The sequence below is a fragment of the Micromonospora sp. NPDC048986 genome (assembly GCF_040649335.1).
In the GTDB taxonomy this organism is placed as follows: domain Bacteria; phylum Actinomycetota; class Actinomycetes; order Mycobacteriales; family Micromonosporaceae; genus Micromonospora; species Micromonospora alfalfae.
This window is the reverse complement of the sequence record NZ_JBEZFJ010000019.1, coordinates 63,652-79,248: the sequence shown is the minus strand read 5'-3', so window position 1 is coordinate 79,248 and position 15,597 is coordinate 63,652. Positions and strand designations below refer to the sequence as shown.

Below are 15,597 nucleotides of genomic sequence, written 5' to 3'. Positions count from 1 at the left end.
GCGAGGAGCGCGCCGGTGTTGGGAACCGAGACGGCACCGTGAGTCAGCCCACCCTGTTCGGCGCGGGCCCCGCGCCGACGCCCCGACTCGCGGACTCCGGCCCCCGCTACACACCGGTGGAACTGGCCAAGCTGCTGCGGTTGCCGGCGCCCACCCGGGAACAGGCCGCGATCATCGCCGCCCCGGTGGAGCCGCTGCTGGTGGTAGCGGGCGCCGGGTCGGGCAAGACCGAGACGATGGCCGCCCGGGTGGTCTGGCTGGTGGCCAACTCGTACGTGCGGCCGGAGCAGATCCTCGGCCTGACCTTCACCCGCAAGGCGGCCGGCGAGCTGGCCCATCGGGTACGCACCCGGCTCGACCAGCTGATCCGCCGACTCGGCCGGCAGGGACGGGACCCGCTGGACGACCCGCTCGCGGGTGAGCCCACCGTCTCCACCTACCACTCGTACGCGGGGCGGATCGTCACCGAGCACGGGCTGCGGGCCGGCTACGAGCCGTCCACCAGGCTGCTCACCGAGGCGTCCCGCTGGCAGTTGGTGGACCTGCTGGTGCGCAACTACGACGGCGACATGTCCGAGGTGGACCGGATGCCGAGCACCATCACCGACGCGGTGCTGGCGCTCGCCGGGGAGCTGGACGAGCATCTGGTCGCGCCGGACGACCTGGCGGCCTGGACCGGTCGGTTCTTCGCCGAGGTGCAGTCCCGGCCGGGTCGGGTGTACGCCGACGTGCGCAAGGCACTCACCCTCCAGCAGACCCGGTTGCGCCTGTTGCCGCTGGTGCGGGCGTACGCCCGGCGCAAGGAGGACTTCGAGGCGATGGACTTCGCCGACCAGCTCGCCCGGGCGGCCCGGGTGGCCCGCGACCACCCGGGGGTCGGCGTGATCGAGCGGGACCGCTTCCGGGTGGTGCTGCTCGACGAGTACCAGGACACCAGCCACGCCCAGGTGGTGTTGCTCAACGCGCTGTTCGGTGGCGGGCACCCGGTGACCGCTGTGGGCGACCCGTGCCAGTCGATCTACGGCTGGCGGGGGGCCAGCGCGGGCACCCTGGACCGGTTCCCCACCGAGTTCGCCCGCGCCAACGGTGAGCCGGCCCCGGCGCTGGGGCTCACCACGAGTTGGCGCAACCGCCCGGAGATCCTCCGGGTGGCGAACGCCCTCTCCACCCCGCTGCGGGCGGCGGGTGCCCGGGTGCCGGAGCTGCGCTCCGCGCTGACCGTCCGGGACCCGATTCCGCACCGCAGCCCGGGCGGCGCAGCCGGCGGCACGGTGCACTGCGCGATGCTGCCCACGTACGCCGACGAGGCCGACTGGATCGCCGACAGCGTGCTCGCCGCCTGGCGTGGGGCGGCCGGGATGCCGGGCGCGGCCCCGGAACACATCCCGGTGGAGCGCCGTCCGACGACCGCCGTGCTGGTCCGGGTGCGCAGCCAGATCCCGGCGATCGAGTCGGCGCTGCGGGAGCGGGGCCTACCGGTCGAGGTGGTCGGGCTGGGCGGCCTGCTGGACACCCCAGAGGTACGCGACGTGGTCTGCACGCTGCGGGTCCTTGCCGACCCGACCGATGGCGCCGCGCTGCTGCGGTTGCTCACCGGCGCCCGCTGGCGGATCGGGCCACGTGACCTGGTGGCGTTGCACCGGCGGGCCCGGGCCATCGCGAACGCCCGGCGGCAGGTGGCCGCCGACGAGGCCGCGGAGATCAGCCCCGACCTGTTGGACGAGGCGACTCTGGTGGAGGCGTTGGCCGACCTCGGGCCGGCGCAGGCGTACTCGGCTGAGGGGTTCGCACGGCTGCGCGCGTACGGCCGGGAACTGGCGCTGCTGCGCTACCGGCTGGACCAGGCGCTGCCGGATCTCATCGCGGACATCGAGCGGACCATCGGTCTGGACGTGGAGGTCGCGGTGCGGGCCGGCCGCGACGGCGCCGGCGACGCGGGCCTGGCCCGGGGGCACCTGGACGCGCTCGGCGACGTGGCGGCCCGGTTCAGCGGGGAGACGCCCGGTGCGACCCTGTCCGGGTTCCTGTCCTACCTGGCCGCCGCCGAGGACGAGGAGCGCGGTCTGGCGCCCGGCGAGGTCGAGGTGGTGGAGGGCGCGGTGCAGGTGGTCACCGCGCACGCCGCCAAGGGCCTGGAGTGGGACGTCGTCGCGGTGGCCGGGCTCAGTCGTGGTCTGTGGCCGGGGCCGGTCCGCAACTCCGACCACTGGCTCGGTGGGCTCGGCGTGCTGCCGTTCCCGCTGCGCGGCGACGCCGACGGCCTGCCCGAGTTGGCACTCGACGAGGCGGGGGACCAGCGGGCCGTGGCGCGTGCGGTGACCGACTTCACCGACGCGTGGCGGGCCCACGACGAGCGGGAGGAACGCCGGCTGACGTACGTCGCTGTCACCCGACCGCGCCGGCTGCTGCTCTGCTCCGGTTACTGGTGGGGAGAGGGCACGAAGCGACCGCGAGGTCCGTCGGTCTTCCTCCGTGAGGTGTACGACGCCTGCCTCGACGGCGGGCCCGGGCATTTGATCGACGCCTGGGCGCCGGAGCCGACTCCCGACGCGACGAACCCCACGGCCGAGGTGGTGCTCCGCGCGGAGTGGCCGGCCGACCCGCTGGGCGGTCGCCGGCCGGCGTTGGCCGAGGCGGCCGGGCTGGTGCGTCGCCTGATGGCCGACGGTCCGGCGGCGGCGCTGTCCGGGCCGGTGGGGCCGGTGCTCCCCGGGCCGGTCACGCCGATCGGATCGCCGGTCGGGCCGGTGCTCCCCGGGCCGGTCGGATCGCCGGTCGGGCCGGCCGAGCAGGTCGAGCCGGAGGTGGATCCGGAGGTGGCGCGCTGGCAGCGCGAGGCGGACCTGCTGTTGGCGGAGCGCGCCGAGCTGACCCGGCTCTCCGGTGCGGTCGAGGTGGCGCTACCCGGCGCGTTGAGCGTCACCCAGCTGGTCGCGCTGCGGCGCGATCCGGCGGCCCTGGCCCGTACGCTGCGTCGCCCGGTGCCGTCCGAACCCAACCCGTACGCCCGTCGAGGCACCGCCTTCCACGCCTGGTTGGAGCAGCGCTTCGGCGCCGACCGCCTGTTGGATCTGGACGAGCTGCCCGGCGCGGCCGACGCCGATGCCGCGCCCGACGAGGCGCTGGTCGAGCTTCAGGAGCGGTTCCTGGCCAGCGAGTGGGCCGACAGGTCACCGGTGGAGGTGGAGGTGCCCTTCGCCACTGTGATCGCCGGGGTGGTGGTGCGGGGCCGGATGGACGCGGTCTTCGCCCGGCCGGGTGGCCGGTTCGACGTGGTCGACTGGAAGACCGGCGCGCAGCCCACCGGGCCGGCGGCCGACGTGGCCGCCGTGCAACTGGCCGTCTACCGGCTGGCCTGGGCAGAGTTGGCCGGCGTGCCGGTCGACACTGTGGGCGCGGCGTTCCACTACGTCCGGCACGGGGTGACCGTCCGGCCCGCCGACCTGCTGGATGTGACCGGCCTCACGGCCATGATCGCGCAGCTGCCCGAGGATTCTGCCCAAGGTTGACCATGGCGGGGGAAACCGTGGTAGGTTGACGGGGTTGCAGTTTTGGTTACCAGAGACTCTGTGTGCGCCTGGCGGGATTGTGGCCCCAGGCGCTCTTTGTTGTGTCCGGAGTTCTCCGGGCGGGGCGACCAGAAGCGACAGGCGATTCGCGCATCCCCGCGCGGAGCGCTCCTCTTCGGGCACGCAACAAGTGCGTGTCCGACGTTCCGTCAAGGAGACGAAACACATGGCTATTGGCACCGTGAAGTGGTTCAACGCTGACAAGGGCTTCGGCTTCATCACCCCGGACGGCGGCGGCGCCGACGTCTTCGCCCACTTCTCGGCGATCCAGTCCTCCGGCTACCGGAGCCTGGACGAGAACCAGCGGGTCGAGTTCGAGGTGACCCAGGGCCAGAAGGGCCCGCAGGCGGAGAACATCCGCCCGCTCTGATCTTCGGATCGGTCAGCATTACCTGTCGCGCCCTCCGGGTGTGACGGTGACGGGACCGGCCCGCCCCGCTGCCGCCTGCCGACGCAGGTGGCGGCCCGGCGGCGGGCCGGCCTGTACTCCCTTTCGGTTCGTGCTTGTGAGTCCTGGCTGCCTTGCGCCGCCGGTTGACAGCGCCGACTTCGGCGCCCTCCCTCGACACGTGCCGCGTCGAGGAAGGCTTCCGCATGACCACAGTTATTCCTTCGTTCGCTCATACCGGTCTGGCGCCGGCGCTGCTCACCGCGCTGACCGCGCAGGGCATCAACGAGCCGTTCCCCATCCAGTCGGCGACGCTCCCCGACTCGCTCGCCGGCCGGGACGTGCTGGGCCGGGGTCGTACCGGCTCCGGCAAGACCCTCGCCTTCGGGCTTCCGCTGCTGTCCCGCACCGCCGGCCGTAAGGCGCGGCCGGGCCGCCCGCTGGCCCTGGTGCTGGTGCCGACCCGCGAGCTGGCTCAGCAGGTCACCACCGCCCTGGCCCCGTACGCCCGCGCCGTCGGGCTGCGCTGCGCCACTGTGGTCGGCGGTCTGTCGTTGCAGCGGCAGGCGGACGCCCTGCGCGCCGGCACCGAGGTGGTCGTCGCCACCCCCGGCCGGCTGCACGACCTGATCAACCGTGGTGACGCCCGGCTCGACCAGGTCGAGATCACAGTGCTCGACGAGGCCGACCAGATGGCCGACATGGGCTTCCTGCCGCAGGTCACCAAGCTGCTGGAGCAGGTCGCGCCGCAGGGGCAGCGGATGCTCTTCTCCGCGACTCTGGACGGCGGCGTGGACCGGCTGGTCCGCCGATTCCTGAGCAACCCGGTCACCCACTCGGTCGACCCGGGCACCGCGACGGTCACCGCGATGACCCACCACGTGCTGCACGTCGACGCCGCGGACAAGCCCGACGCGTTGACCCGGATCGCCGCCCGTGAGGGCCGCACCATCCTGTTCATGGGCACCAAGCACCGCGCCGACCGGCTGGCCCGCCAGCTGCTCTCCAAGGGCGTACGCGCGGCCGCGCTGCACGGTGGCAAGTCCCAGCCGCAGCGCACCCGGATCCTTGAGCAGTTCCGCAACGGTCAGGTGACCGCCCTGGTCGCCACCGACGTGGCGGCCCGTGGCATCCACGTGGACGGTCTGGACATGGTGGTCAACGTGGACCCGCCGACCGAGGCGAAGGACTACCTGCACCGGGGCGGCCGTACCGCCCGGGCCGGCGAGTCCGGTTCCGTGGTCACCCTGGTCCTGCCGGAGCAGCGCCGGGACGTGTCCCGGCTGATGGCCACCGCCGGTATCCGACCTGAGTCGGTCCAGGTGCGTGCGGGTGACGGAGCGCTGGCCCGGGTGACCGGTGCCCGCGAGCCGTCCGGTGTGCCGGTGACCATCGTGGCTCCGCCGGCGCCCGCAACTCGGGCCCGTACCTCCGGGGGCTCGGCCTCCGACGGGGGTGCCCGTCCGGCGCACCGCGCGTCGGGCCGGTCCCGTCGGCCGCGTCGCCCCCGCACCGTCTGATCTTCTGCGCGTCGACCGACCCGTCCCGCTTCGGCGAGGCGGGTCGGTTTTGTCCGCGTGGTGTTCCGGGCCGGTCGGCTGGCGGTGCGGCCCGACCGGTCAGCCGACCGCGCCGGGTGGCCCCTCTGCTGAGTCGGTAATCAGCCTCCGCTGGGTCGGCTGGCCGACTGCGCCCCGGCCGCTGGTGGTCGAGGCTGACCGACGGGGGATGTCGGGCGGGGGGCCCGGCACGGGAGGGGTGACCATGGCGGGCGAAGCCGGCTCGGGCGCACTGCGTGAACTGATCCTGGTGGTCGCGGTCGCGCTCGCCGGGTTGCTGCTCGCCATGGTTGCGGCCTTCGCGCCCTGGCACGCCACCCCGGCGGGTAATGCTCCCGCCGGTCTGGTGGAGCTGCGCAGTCCTGGCGACCCGGGCCTCGCCCCGGCGACCGCCCACGTGGGCTGAGCAGCGTCCGGCCTACCGGTGCCGGCGGAGGGGCAGGCCCGGTCAGGATCGGTACGAGATGTGGTCGGGTCGGCGGGGCACCGACCCGACCACATCGCGCCTTCCTGCGTGTGCCCCGGCCGTGGCGACCGCTCTCTGCGTCGATCTTGCAGTTTCGGATGCCGGTATGCCCGGTAACACCCGGAATGTGAGCGCCGAAAGTGCAAGATCGGCCGGGGGCGGGGGCGGGGGCGGGGGCGGGGGCGGGGGGTCAGGTTTTTGTGGGGGCGTGGGTGAGTAGGTCGGCCAGGGTGGTGCTGTCGACCACAGTGGCGATCGCCCCGTGCACCGCCAGCCAGACGTCGGTGAGCCCGGCGGCCACTCCGTGATAGCCGGCCCGCTCGGCCGGCAGACCGCGCACCGTGGTGAGCGAGCCGCCGACCGCGCGCAGCACGTCGCCGACGGTGATCTCGTCGGCTGGGCGGGTCAGCGCGTACCCGCCGTCGGCACCGCGATGGCTGTGCAGCAGACCGGCCCGGCGCAGGTCGAGCAGGATGCCCTGCAGGAAGCTGAGCGGGATGTCCTGCACCTCGGCCAGGCTGGCCGCCTTCACCAACTCGCCGACCCGGTCGCCGTCGCCACCATCACCACCGGCGGCGACGGCGAGCATCGCCCGGAGCGCGTAGTCGCTGCGCGCGGAGACGAACACGTCACTGACCAGCCTGGTCCAGTACGCCCCAGCGGCGCCGGATCGCCTTGTCCGCGGCGCCGAACGCGGCGTCCACGACGAGGCCGACGACCAGGATGACGATCATCGTGGAGAGCAGCCAGGGTGAGTCGGACAACTCGCGGGAGTAGGTGAGCTGGGCGCCGAGCGAGGTCTGCGAGATGCCGACCACGAGCAGCTCACCTGCCATCAGGCTGCGCCAGGAGAAGGCCCAACCCTGCTTGAGCCCGGCGACGATCGCCGGGAGGGCGGCCGGTGCGATGACGTACCGGTAGAGGTTGAGCCCTCGCGCGCCGAGGTTACGGCCGGCGCGCACCAGCAGCGGCGGCACGTAGTCCACCCCGGAGATCACCCCATTGGCGATGGACGGCGCCGCACCGAGCACCACCACGAAGAAGATCGCCTTCTCGCTCAGCTCGAAGAGCAGGATGGCCAGCGGGAACCAGGCGATCGACGGCATCGTCTGCAACGCGGTGATCATCGAGCCGATGGCGGCGCGCAGCACAGTGGACCGGGCCACCGCGAGGCCCAGCAGCAGGCCGACGGCGACCGAGAAGACGTACCCGACGGCGGCCCGGCGCAACGTGGTGAGCAGGCCGTCCCACAACTGCGGACCCTGGGCCTGGGTGATCAGCTCACGGCCGACCTCCAGCGGACCCGGCAGCGAGTACGGGGGCTTCCAACCCGAAAGGACCACGAGTTGCCAGGCGGCGATGGCGATGGCCAGCGCGGCGAGCTTGGGCCAGGTGGCCGCCCAGATCCGGGCGCCGCGGGAAACCTCCTTGTCCCGGCCGGCGATCTCCAGCGCGTCGAGGCCGGTGATCTCCGCGTCGGTACGCGCCGAACTGGTGAGGGTGTCACTGGCCATGGCGGCCCACCTCCGTACGGAGCCGCTCGGTGACCTCGGCGGCGATGGCGGCGACCTCGGGGGAGTCGATCCGGCGAGGGCGCGGGATGTCCACCTCGGTGGAGTAGATGATCCGGCCGGGTCGGCTGGAGAGCAGGATGATCCGGTCGGCCAGCCGGGCCGCCTCGCGGACGTTGTGCGTCACGAAGAGCACAGAGAGGTTGCGCTCGGACCAGATCCGTTCCAGCTCGTCGTGCAGGATGTCCCGGGTCATCGCGTCCAGCGCGCCGAACGGCTCGTCCATCAGCAGCACCGGAGTGTCCAAGGCCAGCGTGCGGGCGAGCGCGACGCGCTGCCGCATGCCGCCGGAGAGCTCGTGCGGGCGCTTACGGCCGAAGTCGGCAAGGTGCACCGTCCGCAGCAGCTCGGCCACCCGCTCGCGGCGCTGCGCCCGGGGGAGCCGGCGCAGCTTGAGGGGCACCTCCACATTGGCGTCGACTGTCAGCCACGGGAAGAGCGCCGGCTCCTGGAACATCAGGCCCGGGTTGGCGTCGCCGGCCAGGGTGATCTGCCCACCGCTGACCCGGTCCAGCCCGGCCACCAGGTTGAGCAGGGTGCTCTTCCCGCAGCCGGACGCGCCGACCAGGCAGACGAACTCGCCGGGCGCGACATCCAGCGAGACACCGTCCAGGGCCAGGACGGCGTTCGCCCCGCGCCCGTACACCTTTGTCACGCCGGAGAGCGCGACCGCTGTGGTCGCGCTCTGCGGCGTCGTCGTTGTCGACGTCATGGCTGGACGACCTCGGGCTCGCCCTGCGCCTTGAGCGCGTTGTTGAGGTACTTGAGGTCGTACAGGCCCTTGAGGTCGACCGGCTCGGTCAGCCCGACGTCGACGGCGTGGTCGAGGCCGGCCTTCAGGGAGGAGGAGATCGGGTCGTTGGTGAACTCCAACGTCGGCCACGCCTGCTTGATCAGCTTCAGGTCCAGCGGCTTGCCGGTGATCTTGCCGATCGCGTCGGAGATGGCCTGCTGCGCCTCGTCGGGCTTGGTGTTGACGAACTCGTTGGCGGCCACCTGGCCGTCGACAAGCTTCTGCACCACGTCCGGGTGTGCCTTGAGGAACTTCGTGCTCACCAGCAGGTTGGTGATGACGAACTTCTTGTCCGGCCACAGGTCGCGCTCGTCGACGAGCACCTTGCCGCCGGCGTTGACCAGGCGGGAGACGAACGGCTCGGGCACCCACGCGCCGTCGATCGCGCCGCTGTTGAACGTCTCGACCGTCTGGGCGTTCTCCTGCGGCACGATCTTGACGTCACCGCCACCCTCCTTGGTGGTGGTCAGGCCCTGCTGCTTGAGCCAGTACCGGATCGCCACGTCCTGGGTGTTGCCCAGCTGCGGGGTGGCGATCTTCTTACCCTTCAGGCCCTGCGCATCGGTGATGCCGGGCTTGACCACCAGCGCCACGCCGCCGGAGGCCGCGCCGGAGATGACCCGGACGGCCTCGCCCTTGGACTTGGAGAAGGCGTTCACCGTCGGGTTCGGACCGATGTAGGTGGCGTCCAGCGCGCCGGAGAAGACCGCCTCGATGGCGGCCGGGCCGGCGTTGAAGGTCTTCGGGTCCAGCTTGACGTCGGTGCCGAGCTTCTCCGCGAAGATGCCCTTCTCCACCCCGACGACCGCCGGCGCGTGGGTGATGTTGGGGAAGTAGCCGAGGCGCAGCGTCACCGGGCCGGAGCTGCCGCCCGCGCCCTCGCTGTCGTCGCCGCACGCGGCGGTGCTGCCCAGGGTCGCCGCGCCCAGGGCGGCGAGGGTGGCCAGGGTGACCAACCGGCGCAGGGGGAGCCGTCTCATCGTCCATCCAATCCGCAGTATTCCTACTTAGTTGGTAGGAAGAGTGGGCCGGGCCGCGGCCAGCGTCAAGGCCCATCCACATGGCGGGATGGCGCGTCTCGGGCATGTCGGTAATTCCTACCAGCTTGATAGGGGGTGAGCGGCGTCGTGCTGATCGCGGTCCGGGCCGGGTTCGCGCCAGCGCGGTGTCGCCGGCACCATCGAGACCGGGGGCGACCCGGCCGGGCAGCGGGCGTACCGCGACCTGCTCGGGCACGACCACCGCCGGAGCGCACCGGCGAGCATCCTCTCCGGCTGGCCGCACCGGGCCGAGGCAGAGCAGGTCGGCACCGACGTGCCGCGCCTGGTGACGGCCCCGGTCGCGGCGGCTCCGGGAAGGTCGCGGGTGGCGGAGGTGTCGACGCGCTAGGGTCGACTCCGTGGCGGCGCGGAGATCCAGAATTCCAGCGACGAAGTATCCGGTCGAGCGGTTCACCCTCGACAACGGCCTGCGGGTGGTGCTCACCCCCGATCGCAGTGCCCCGGTGATCGGGGTGGCTGTGGTCTACGACGTCGGCATCCGCTCGGAGCCGGAGGGGCGTACCGGCTTCGCCCACCTCTTCGAGCACCTGATGTTCCAGGGCTCGGAGAACCTGGAGAAGCTGGCCCACTTCCGGCACGTGCAGGGCGCGGGTGGCACCTTCAACGGCTCCACCCACCTTGACTACACCGACTACTTCGAGACGCTGCCGAGCAACGCGCTGGAACGCGCGCTGTTCCTGGAGGCGGACCGGATGCGTGGACCCCGGCTGACCGAGGAGAACCTGCGCAACCAGGTCGACGTGGTCAAGGAGGAGATCCGGGTCAACGTCCTCAACCGGCCGTACGGTGGCTTTCCCTGGCTCACTCTGCCGCCGGTCATGTTCGACACCTTCCCGAACGCCCACGACGGCTACGGCTCCTTCGACGACCTGGAGTCGGCGACCGTCGCCGACGCCGCGGACTTCTTCCGCCGCTACTACGCCAGCGGCAACGCCGTGCTGGCCGTCAGCGGGGACATCGACGTGGCCGAGGCGATCGAGCTGGTCACCCGGCACTTCGGCGACGTGCCCGCCCGGCCGGCACCGCAACGGCCCGACTTCACCGAGCCTGATCTGAGCGCCGAGCGGCGTACCTCGTACACCGACGCCCTGGCGCCGCTGCCGGCGGTGGCCGGCGCCTGGCGCGTGCCCGACCCGGTCACCGACTTCGCCGGCTACCTGCCGTACGTGGTGCTGGCCGAGGTGCTCACCGACGGCGACGCGTCGCGGCTGGTGGAACGGCTGGTGCAGCGGGACCGCACGGTGACCAGCCTCGGCGGATACCTCGGTTTCATGGGCGACCCGTTCGACGTCCGCGACCCCACCGCGCTGCTGTTGCAGGCGCACCTGCCGCCCGGTGGCGATGTCGACAAGGTGCTGCGCACCATCGACGAGGAGTTGGACCGGCTGGCCACCGATGGCCTGACCGACGGTGAGCTGGCCCGCACCCAGGCCCGGATGGCCACCCACCTGCTGCGGGACACCGACGCGGTGCTCGGCCGGGCGCTGCGGATGGCAGTGCTGGAACAGCAACGCGGTGAACCGGGTCTGCTCAACGAACTGCCCCGGCTGGTCGGCGAGGTCACCGAGGAGCAGGTCCGGTCCGCCGCGGCCATCCTGCGCCCGGAGCGCCGGGCCGCCATCGAGGTCATCGCCGGAGGCGCCCGATGAGTGTCACCACCGCTCCCGCCGGGCCGCGTACGCTGCCACCGCTCGGGCCGACCCGCAAGCTCAAGGTGCCCAAGCAGGCCGAGCGCACACTGCGCAACGGCCTCACCGTGATCGCCGTACGCCGGCCCGCCGTACCCCTTGTCGAACTGCGGCTCTGGGTGCCGTTCGGCCGGGTCCACCTGGCCCGCGGCGCGATGCTCTCGCAGACAATGCTCTCCGGCACCGACTCGATGACCAGCGTGCAGATCGCCGCCGAGTTGCAGAAGGTGGGCGGCGGGCTCTCCGCGGGCGTCGACCCGGACCGGCTGATGCTCTCCGGCGCCGGCCTGGTCACCGGTCTGGACCGGATGCTGGAGCTGCTGGCCGAGGTGCTGACCGGCGCCAGCTACCCCGGTGACGAGGTGGCCACCGAACGGGACCGGCTGGTCGACCGGATCCAGGTCGCGCAGAGCCAGCCTTCGCACCTGGCCCGGGAGGCGCTGCTCAAGCGGATCTACGGCCGGCACCCGTACGCGACGCAGACGCCGGAGCCCGGCCAGATCCGTGCCGTCCGACCGGCGGCGCTGCGCACCCTGCACGCGGAGCGGGTCCACCCGACCGGCGCGCAGTTGGTGCTGGTCGGCGACGTCCAGCCGGAGAAGGCACTGGACGCGGCCGAGCGGGCGCTCGGCGGCTGGTCGGGCGCCGGGCGGGTGGCCGAACTGCCGGCGACCCCGCCGCTGGAGCCGGGGCCGCTGCTGCTTGTCGACCGGCCGGGCTCGGTGCAGTCCTCGCTGCGGATCGCGCTGCCTGCGGTGTCGCGCACCGACCCGGACCACGCCCCGCTGCAACTGGCCAACCTGATCTTCGGCGGTTACTTCTCGTCCCGGTGGGTGGAGAACATCCGCGAGGACAAGGGCTACACGTACGGCCCGCACTCGGTGATCGAGCATTCCGTCGCCGGGTCGGTGCTGGTCGCCGCCGCCGACGTGGCCACCGAGGTCACCGGGCCGGCGCTGCTGGAGACGACGTACGAGCTGGGTCGGTTGGCCTCGCTGCCGCCGAAGCCGGAGGAGTTGGAGCAGGCCCGGCAGTACGCCCTGGGCACCCTCCAGCTCGGCATGTCCACCCAGGCCGGGTTGGCGGCGTTGACCAGCGCGTACGCCGGCAATGGTCTGCGCCTGGACTTCCTCGCCGAGTACGCGGCGAGGTTGGCGAAGGCGAGCACCGACGACGTCGCGCAGGCGGCGGCCCGCTACCTGGCCCCGGCTCGGGCGGCGATCGTGGTGCTCGGCGACGCGGAGCGGGTCACCCCGGGGCTGGCCGCGCTGACCACGGTGCAGACCGAGCAACAGGCGTGAGTGAGCGGAGCGAGCGAGCCGTGGGGTTCAGCAGCGGGCCGTCTCGCGGCGGCGTGCGGCGAAGCGGAGCGCCGGCGTGAGTGAGCGGAGCGAGCGAGCCATGAGGTTCAGCAGCGGGCCGTCTCGCGGCGGCGTGCGGCGAAGCGGAGCGCCGGCGTGAGCGGGGAGGCGGCGCCGCCGTTGGCGCGGTCCACGCTGGATCGGGCCGCGCACCGGCGGGGCGACTCGCAGTGGTTGACCGAGGCGTGGTTGCGTGCCCGGGTGCTGCTGCTCGACTCGACCGACGAGGGTCGGACGCTGGCCCGCACCGAGACGTCGCCTCCGACGTTGGTGCTGTTCGGGGCGGCTGACGTGCCCGCCGGGTCAGAGTCGATGGCGATGTTCCTGGGTGTCGAGCCGGACGGGGTGCCGGTCTTCGCTGTCGACGCGCCGCTTCCGGCGATCCCGGGGACCCGGGCGGTCCATCTCCGGGAGGTGGGTCACCTGCTCGCCGATCGGGAGGCCGGCATCTTCACCACCGCGTTGGCGCTGGTCAACTGGCACACCCGACACGGCTACTCGACGAGCACCGGCGCGCCGACCGCTATGGACGAGGCGGGTTGGTCCCGGGTGGATCGCAATGGCGGGCGGATCTGGCCTCGTACCGACCCGGCGATGATCGTGCTCGTCCACGACGGCGTGGACGGGCCGGACGGCCGCTGCCTGCTCGGCAACAACGCCGGCTGGCAGGGCACCCCGGGTGGTCGCCGCTACTCCTGCCTGGCCGGCTACGTGGAGCCAGGCGAGTCGGCCGAGGCGGCCGTGCTGCGCGAGGTCCGCGAGGAGGTGGGCATCGGGGTCGAGCGCATCGGGTACGTGGGCAGCCAGGCATGGCCGTTCCCCGGCTCGCTGATGTTGGGCTTCCTGGCCACCGCGAACCCGACCGAGCCGGTGCGGGTCGACCCGTCCGAGATCGCGTACGCGCGATGGTTCTCTCGCCGGGAGATCGGGGCGGCGCTGGCCGGGCAGACGGTGGACGTGGGCGACGGGGCCCGGCTGATCCTGCCGCCTCCGTCGTCGATCGCGCTGTTCCTCATCCACCGGTGGCTGGACGGCTGGATGGACGCCGACCGCTGAGCACGGTCCCGACCCGTGGCCGCCGTTGCCGCGGCGGTCACGGGCCGGGAACACGGGCCGTCGTGGTCAGCGGGTACGTAACGCGGCGGGGGAGCCGGTCCGACCACGACGGACGTCCTGTGGAGTCAGGTGCCGGTGCGGCCCGGTCTGTGTCGGAAGGCGGGCCGCGACTCGATCAGCGGGAGGACCTTGACCCGCTGCTTGCCGGCGCGGACCGCGCCGACGGTGGCCAATGCGCGGGCCAGTAGCAGCGCGGCGTCCCGGTCCTCGGCGTGCACGATCTGCCGGCGCGGCTCGGGCGTCGTCGTCTCGTCGCGAAGTCGGTGGCCGTCCGCCCAGGCGGCGGCGATGTCCCCGTCAGCGACGGCGCGGATGTCGGTGCGAACGATCAGGAACCGCATGAGGGTCTCCGGATGAACCGCGACGGATGAGCCAGTGTGGAAGTTCCACGTATCCGAGGGCCATGTTACGCCCCGTGTTCGTCTCAGCAACTGAAACGCGCCTATCGGTTTCGACCCTCGTCCGATCGGCGGATGGCTGCTCAGCGGGGTCGTCGGGCCGCCGAACCACCGAGCCGGCCGGGTACGACGCGACGGGGCCGCCGGCAGTGTGCCGACGGCCCCGTAACAGTCACCGAATCAGTTCAGATCGAACTGGCCCTTCTTCGCCCCGGTGATGAAGCCGAGCCATCCCGCGCGGTTGAACAGCAGCACCGGGCCGCCCCGGTCCTTGCTGTCGCGCAGGGCGACTGCCGACGGGCCGGTGGCCAGTGGGGCGACCTCCACGCAGTTGGAGGTCTGGCTGCGTGTGCTGGTACGCCACGGGGCGTCCGCCAACGAGTGGGCGGAGACGGACGGCGTGTTGCGGATTTCGTTCATGGTTCTGCTCCTGATGTGCAGCGATCCGATGGGACGAGTGGTGCCGCACGTCCCGACGGAGGGTCCCCCGTGGATCACCGGTCCGTCAGTCGCCCCGATTCCCGGCGGCGTTGGGTCGGCGCCGTTGCCGGCCCGAACGCCACTGTGGATGGGGGCGTCGCCTCGGTCAGCCGTCCCGTCGCCTCGATCAGCCAGGAGAGGGTGTCCGAGGCGTTAAGTGCCGCCGTGCATAGCCACTCGAACACCACTTTATAGCGATTTAGCGTGATTGACTCGGTCGACATGACGTCGGTGAAGCCACCTTCGATGGCCAATGTCTCCGGATCGAGGGGATCGGCGAACCGATAGACCGAGAAGGCGGTCGGCGGAAGGTACCAATTGCCGATCTGGGTGTCCCGGGGCAGCACGTGCAGGGCCACATTGGGCAGCAGCGCCAACTCGCAGAGCTGGAGCAGCTGTTCGTGCAGCACCTCCGGCGGCCCGGCCCGGCGGCCGAGAGCCGCCTCCTCCAACACCGCCGTGTAGCGGGGAGCGTGCGGCTCCCGGGTCAGCAGCGACTGGCGGGCCAGCCGCGCCTGCACCTCGGTCTCCGGCTCGTCGCCGGGCTCCGGCTCGCCAGCGCCCGCGTTGACCTGCCGGGCCGACACGATCCGGAGCTGGGCGTACCCGGGGGTCTGCAGCAGACCCGGCACCAGCACCGGGTTGTACTCGGAGATCTCCGCGCAGCCCGCCTCCAACTCGGCCCAGCCGCGCTGTTGCTGCGTCATCACCGGGAAGTTCTTCAACCAGCCGCGCATGTCGCCGGCCTCGTTGGTGATGCCCAGCAGCTCGTCGTGCAGCGCCTGGTCGGCGCCGTAGAGGTCGAGCAGGTCGCCGACGTCCTGCGGGTCCGGTCGGCTGCGGCCGTTCTCCAAGCGGGACAGTTTGGACGCGGAGGCCCAACCGATACGCTCGATGACCTGATCGCCGGTGAGGCCCGCGGCCTCACGTAGGCGGCGCAGCTCGATGCCCAACCGGCGACGACGCAGGATCGGGCTGGGTGCGGCAGGAGGCACAGTGTCCTCTTTCCCGTCGACCGCCGCAGACGCGACGGTAACTGTATGAAATTCGCCCCCCACGGTCAGTATGGACGGCGCGACCGGTGTCGGAGGTTCCGGCGAGGGCGTGTCTTGCGAAAATCGCACCACGGGAATGCCGGATGACGACG

Annotated in this window: 14 protein-coding genes; 7 read left to right on the top strand and 7 right to left on the bottom strand. The window is 72.2% G+C overall.

The features are described from left to right. Nucleotides 1–38: 38 nt before the first annotated feature. The 4 genes from AB0B94_RS30085 to AB0B94_RS30070 all read left to right on the top strand — a co-directional run bounded on the left by AB0B94_RS30085 (nucleotide 39) and on the right by AB0B94_RS30070 (nucleotide 5,922). Nucleotides 39–3,509: a UvrD-helicase domain-containing protein gene (locus tag AB0B94_RS30085; RefSeq protein ID WP_357288140.1), complete on the top strand. Its 3,471-nt coding sequence runs from the start codon at nucleotides 39–41 to the stop codon at nucleotides 3,507–3,509. A 226-nt stretch (nucleotides 3,510–3,735) separates the two neighbouring features. Continuing rightward, a complete protein-coding gene (locus AB0B94_RS30080) occupies nucleotides 3,736–3,939 on the top strand; it encodes a cold-shock protein (protein WP_007464836.1) in 204 nt (67 codons plus the stop codon). Between the two features lie 224 nt (nucleotides 3,940–4,163). Then, nucleotides 4,164–5,477: a DEAD/DEAH box helicase gene (locus AB0B94_RS30075; protein ID WP_357288137.1), complete on the top strand. Its 1,314-nt coding sequence runs from the start codon at nucleotides 4,164–4,166 to the stop codon at nucleotides 5,475–5,477. Nucleotides 5,478–5,721: 244 nt separating this feature from the next. Next, nucleotides 5,722–5,922 (top strand): hypothetical protein, encoded by a 201-nt coding sequence (locus AB0B94_RS30070; RefSeq protein WP_357288134.1) that lies wholly within the window; start codon nucleotides 5,722–5,724, stop codon nucleotides 5,920–5,922. Nucleotides 5,923–6,172: 250 nt separating this feature from the next. Here AB0B94_RS30070 and AB0B94_RS30065 read toward each other — a convergent pair whose 3' ends face one another. Genes AB0B94_RS30065 through AB0B94_RS30050 form a run of 4 tightly spaced genes read right to left on the bottom strand, consistent with a single transcriptional unit; the run spans nucleotide 6,173 to nucleotide 9,326 of the window. After that, nucleotides 6,173–6,610 (bottom strand): Rrf2 family transcriptional regulator, encoded by a 438-nt coding sequence (locus AB0B94_RS30065; RefSeq protein WP_357288130.1) that lies wholly within the window; start codon nucleotides 6,608–6,610, stop codon nucleotides 6,173–6,175. A 1-nt stretch (nucleotide 6,611) separates the two neighbouring features. Then, on the bottom strand, nucleotides 6,612–7,496 hold the full coding sequence (locus tag AB0B94_RS30060) for an ABC transporter permease (RefSeq protein WP_357288126.1): 885 nt from the start codon (nucleotides 7,494–7,496) through the stop codon (nucleotides 6,612–6,614). Then, a complete protein-coding gene (locus tag AB0B94_RS30055; RefSeq protein ID WP_357288123.1) occupies nucleotides 7,486–8,265 on the bottom strand; it encodes an ABC transporter ATP-binding protein in 780 nt (259 codons plus the stop codon). Before AB0B94_RS30055 ends, AB0B94_RS30060 begins: the two co-directional genes overlap by 11 nt. Then, complete coding sequence (locus AB0B94_RS30050) at nucleotides 8,262–9,326, bottom strand: ABC transporter substrate-binding protein (protein ID WP_357288120.1); 1,065 nt, start codon at nucleotides 9,324–9,326, stop codon at nucleotides 8,262–8,264. Before AB0B94_RS30050 ends, AB0B94_RS30055 begins: the two co-directional genes overlap by 4 nt. Before the next feature lie 419 nt (nucleotides 9,327–9,745). Here AB0B94_RS30050 and AB0B94_RS30045 point away from each other — a divergent pair, with 419 nt between their 5' ends. From AB0B94_RS30045 to nudC, 3 genes are all read left to right on the top strand, one after another. Further along, the gene (locus AB0B94_RS30045) at nucleotides 9,746–11,056 is read left to right on the top strand and encodes a pitrilysin family protein (protein WP_357288117.1); all 1,311 of its coding nucleotides are present in this window, start codon (nucleotides 9,746–9,748) and stop codon (nucleotides 11,054–11,056) included. Then, a complete protein-coding gene (locus AB0B94_RS30040) occupies nucleotides 11,053–12,396 on the top strand; it encodes a pitrilysin family protein (RefSeq protein WP_357288114.1) in 1,344 nt (447 codons plus the stop codon). Before AB0B94_RS30045 ends, AB0B94_RS30040 begins: the two co-directional genes overlap by 4 nt. A gap of 156 nt (nucleotides 12,397–12,552) precedes the next feature. After that, nucleotides 12,553–13,512 (top strand): NAD(+) diphosphatase, encoded by a 960-nt coding sequence (nudC, locus tag AB0B94_RS30035; RefSeq protein WP_238668222.1) that lies wholly within the window; start codon nucleotides 12,553–12,555, stop codon nucleotides 13,510–13,512. 125 nt (nucleotides 13,513–13,637) lie between these two features. Here the strand turns inward: nudC and AB0B94_RS30030 are convergent, their stop codons facing one another. The 3 genes from AB0B94_RS30030 to AB0B94_RS30020 all read right to left on the bottom strand — a co-directional run bounded on the left by AB0B94_RS30030 (nucleotide 13,638) and on the right by AB0B94_RS30020 (nucleotide 15,445). Beyond that, a complete protein-coding gene (locus AB0B94_RS30030) occupies nucleotides 13,638–13,913 on the bottom strand; it encodes a hypothetical protein (protein ID WP_091406149.1) in 276 nt (91 codons plus the stop codon). Between the two features lie 237 nt (nucleotides 13,914–14,150). Next, nucleotides 14,151–14,390 carry a DUF397 domain-containing protein gene (locus tag AB0B94_RS30025; protein WP_112583698.1) on the bottom strand — a complete coding sequence of 80 codons (240 nt, stop codon included), beginning with the start codon at nucleotides 14,388–14,390 and terminating at the stop codon, nucleotides 14,151–14,153. 74 nt (nucleotides 14,391–14,464) lie between these two features. After that, complete coding sequence (locus AB0B94_RS30020) at nucleotides 14,465–15,445, bottom strand: helix-turn-helix transcriptional regulator (protein ID WP_357288109.1); 981 nt, start codon at nucleotides 15,443–15,445, stop codon at nucleotides 14,465–14,467. Nucleotides 15,446–15,597: the final 152 nt, after the last annotated feature.

Excerpts from the sequence above, each read along its gene's own strand:
- AB0B94_RS30080 (WP_007464836.1), top strand. The coding sequence starts at position 3,736 with ATGGCTATTGGCACCGTGAAGTGGTTCAACGCTGACAAGGGCTTCGGC.
- AB0B94_RS30075 (WP_357288137.1), top strand. The coding sequence starts at position 4,164 with ATGACCACAGTTATTCCTTCGTTCGCTCATACCGGTCTGGCGCCGGCG.
- AB0B94_RS30070 (WP_357288134.1), top strand. The coding sequence starts at position 5,722 with ATGGCGGGCGAAGCCGGCTCGGGCGCACTGCGTGAACTGATCCTGGTG.
- AB0B94_RS30060 (WP_357288126.1), bottom strand. The coding sequence starts at position 7,496 with ATGGCCAGTGACACCCTCACCAGTTCGGCGCGTACCGACGCGGAGATC.
- AB0B94_RS30055 (WP_357288123.1), bottom strand. The coding sequence starts at position 8,265 with ATGACGTCGACAACGACGACGCCGCAGAGCGCGACCACAGCGGTCGCG.
- AB0B94_RS30050 (WP_357288120.1), bottom strand. The coding sequence starts at position 9,326 with ATGAGACGGCTCCCCCTGCGCCGGTTGGTCACCCTGGCCACCCTCGCC.
- AB0B94_RS30040 (WP_357288114.1), top strand. The coding sequence starts at position 11,053 with ATGAGTGTCACCACCGCTCCCGCCGGGCCGCGTACGCTGCCACCGCTC.
- AB0B94_RS30030 (WP_091406149.1), bottom strand. The coding sequence starts at position 13,913 with ATGCGGTTCCTGATCGTTCGCACCGACATCCGCGCCGTCGCTGACGGG.
- AB0B94_RS30025 (WP_112583698.1), bottom strand. The coding sequence starts at position 14,390 with ATGAACGAAATCCGCAACACGCCGTCCGTCTCCGCCCACTCGTTGGCG.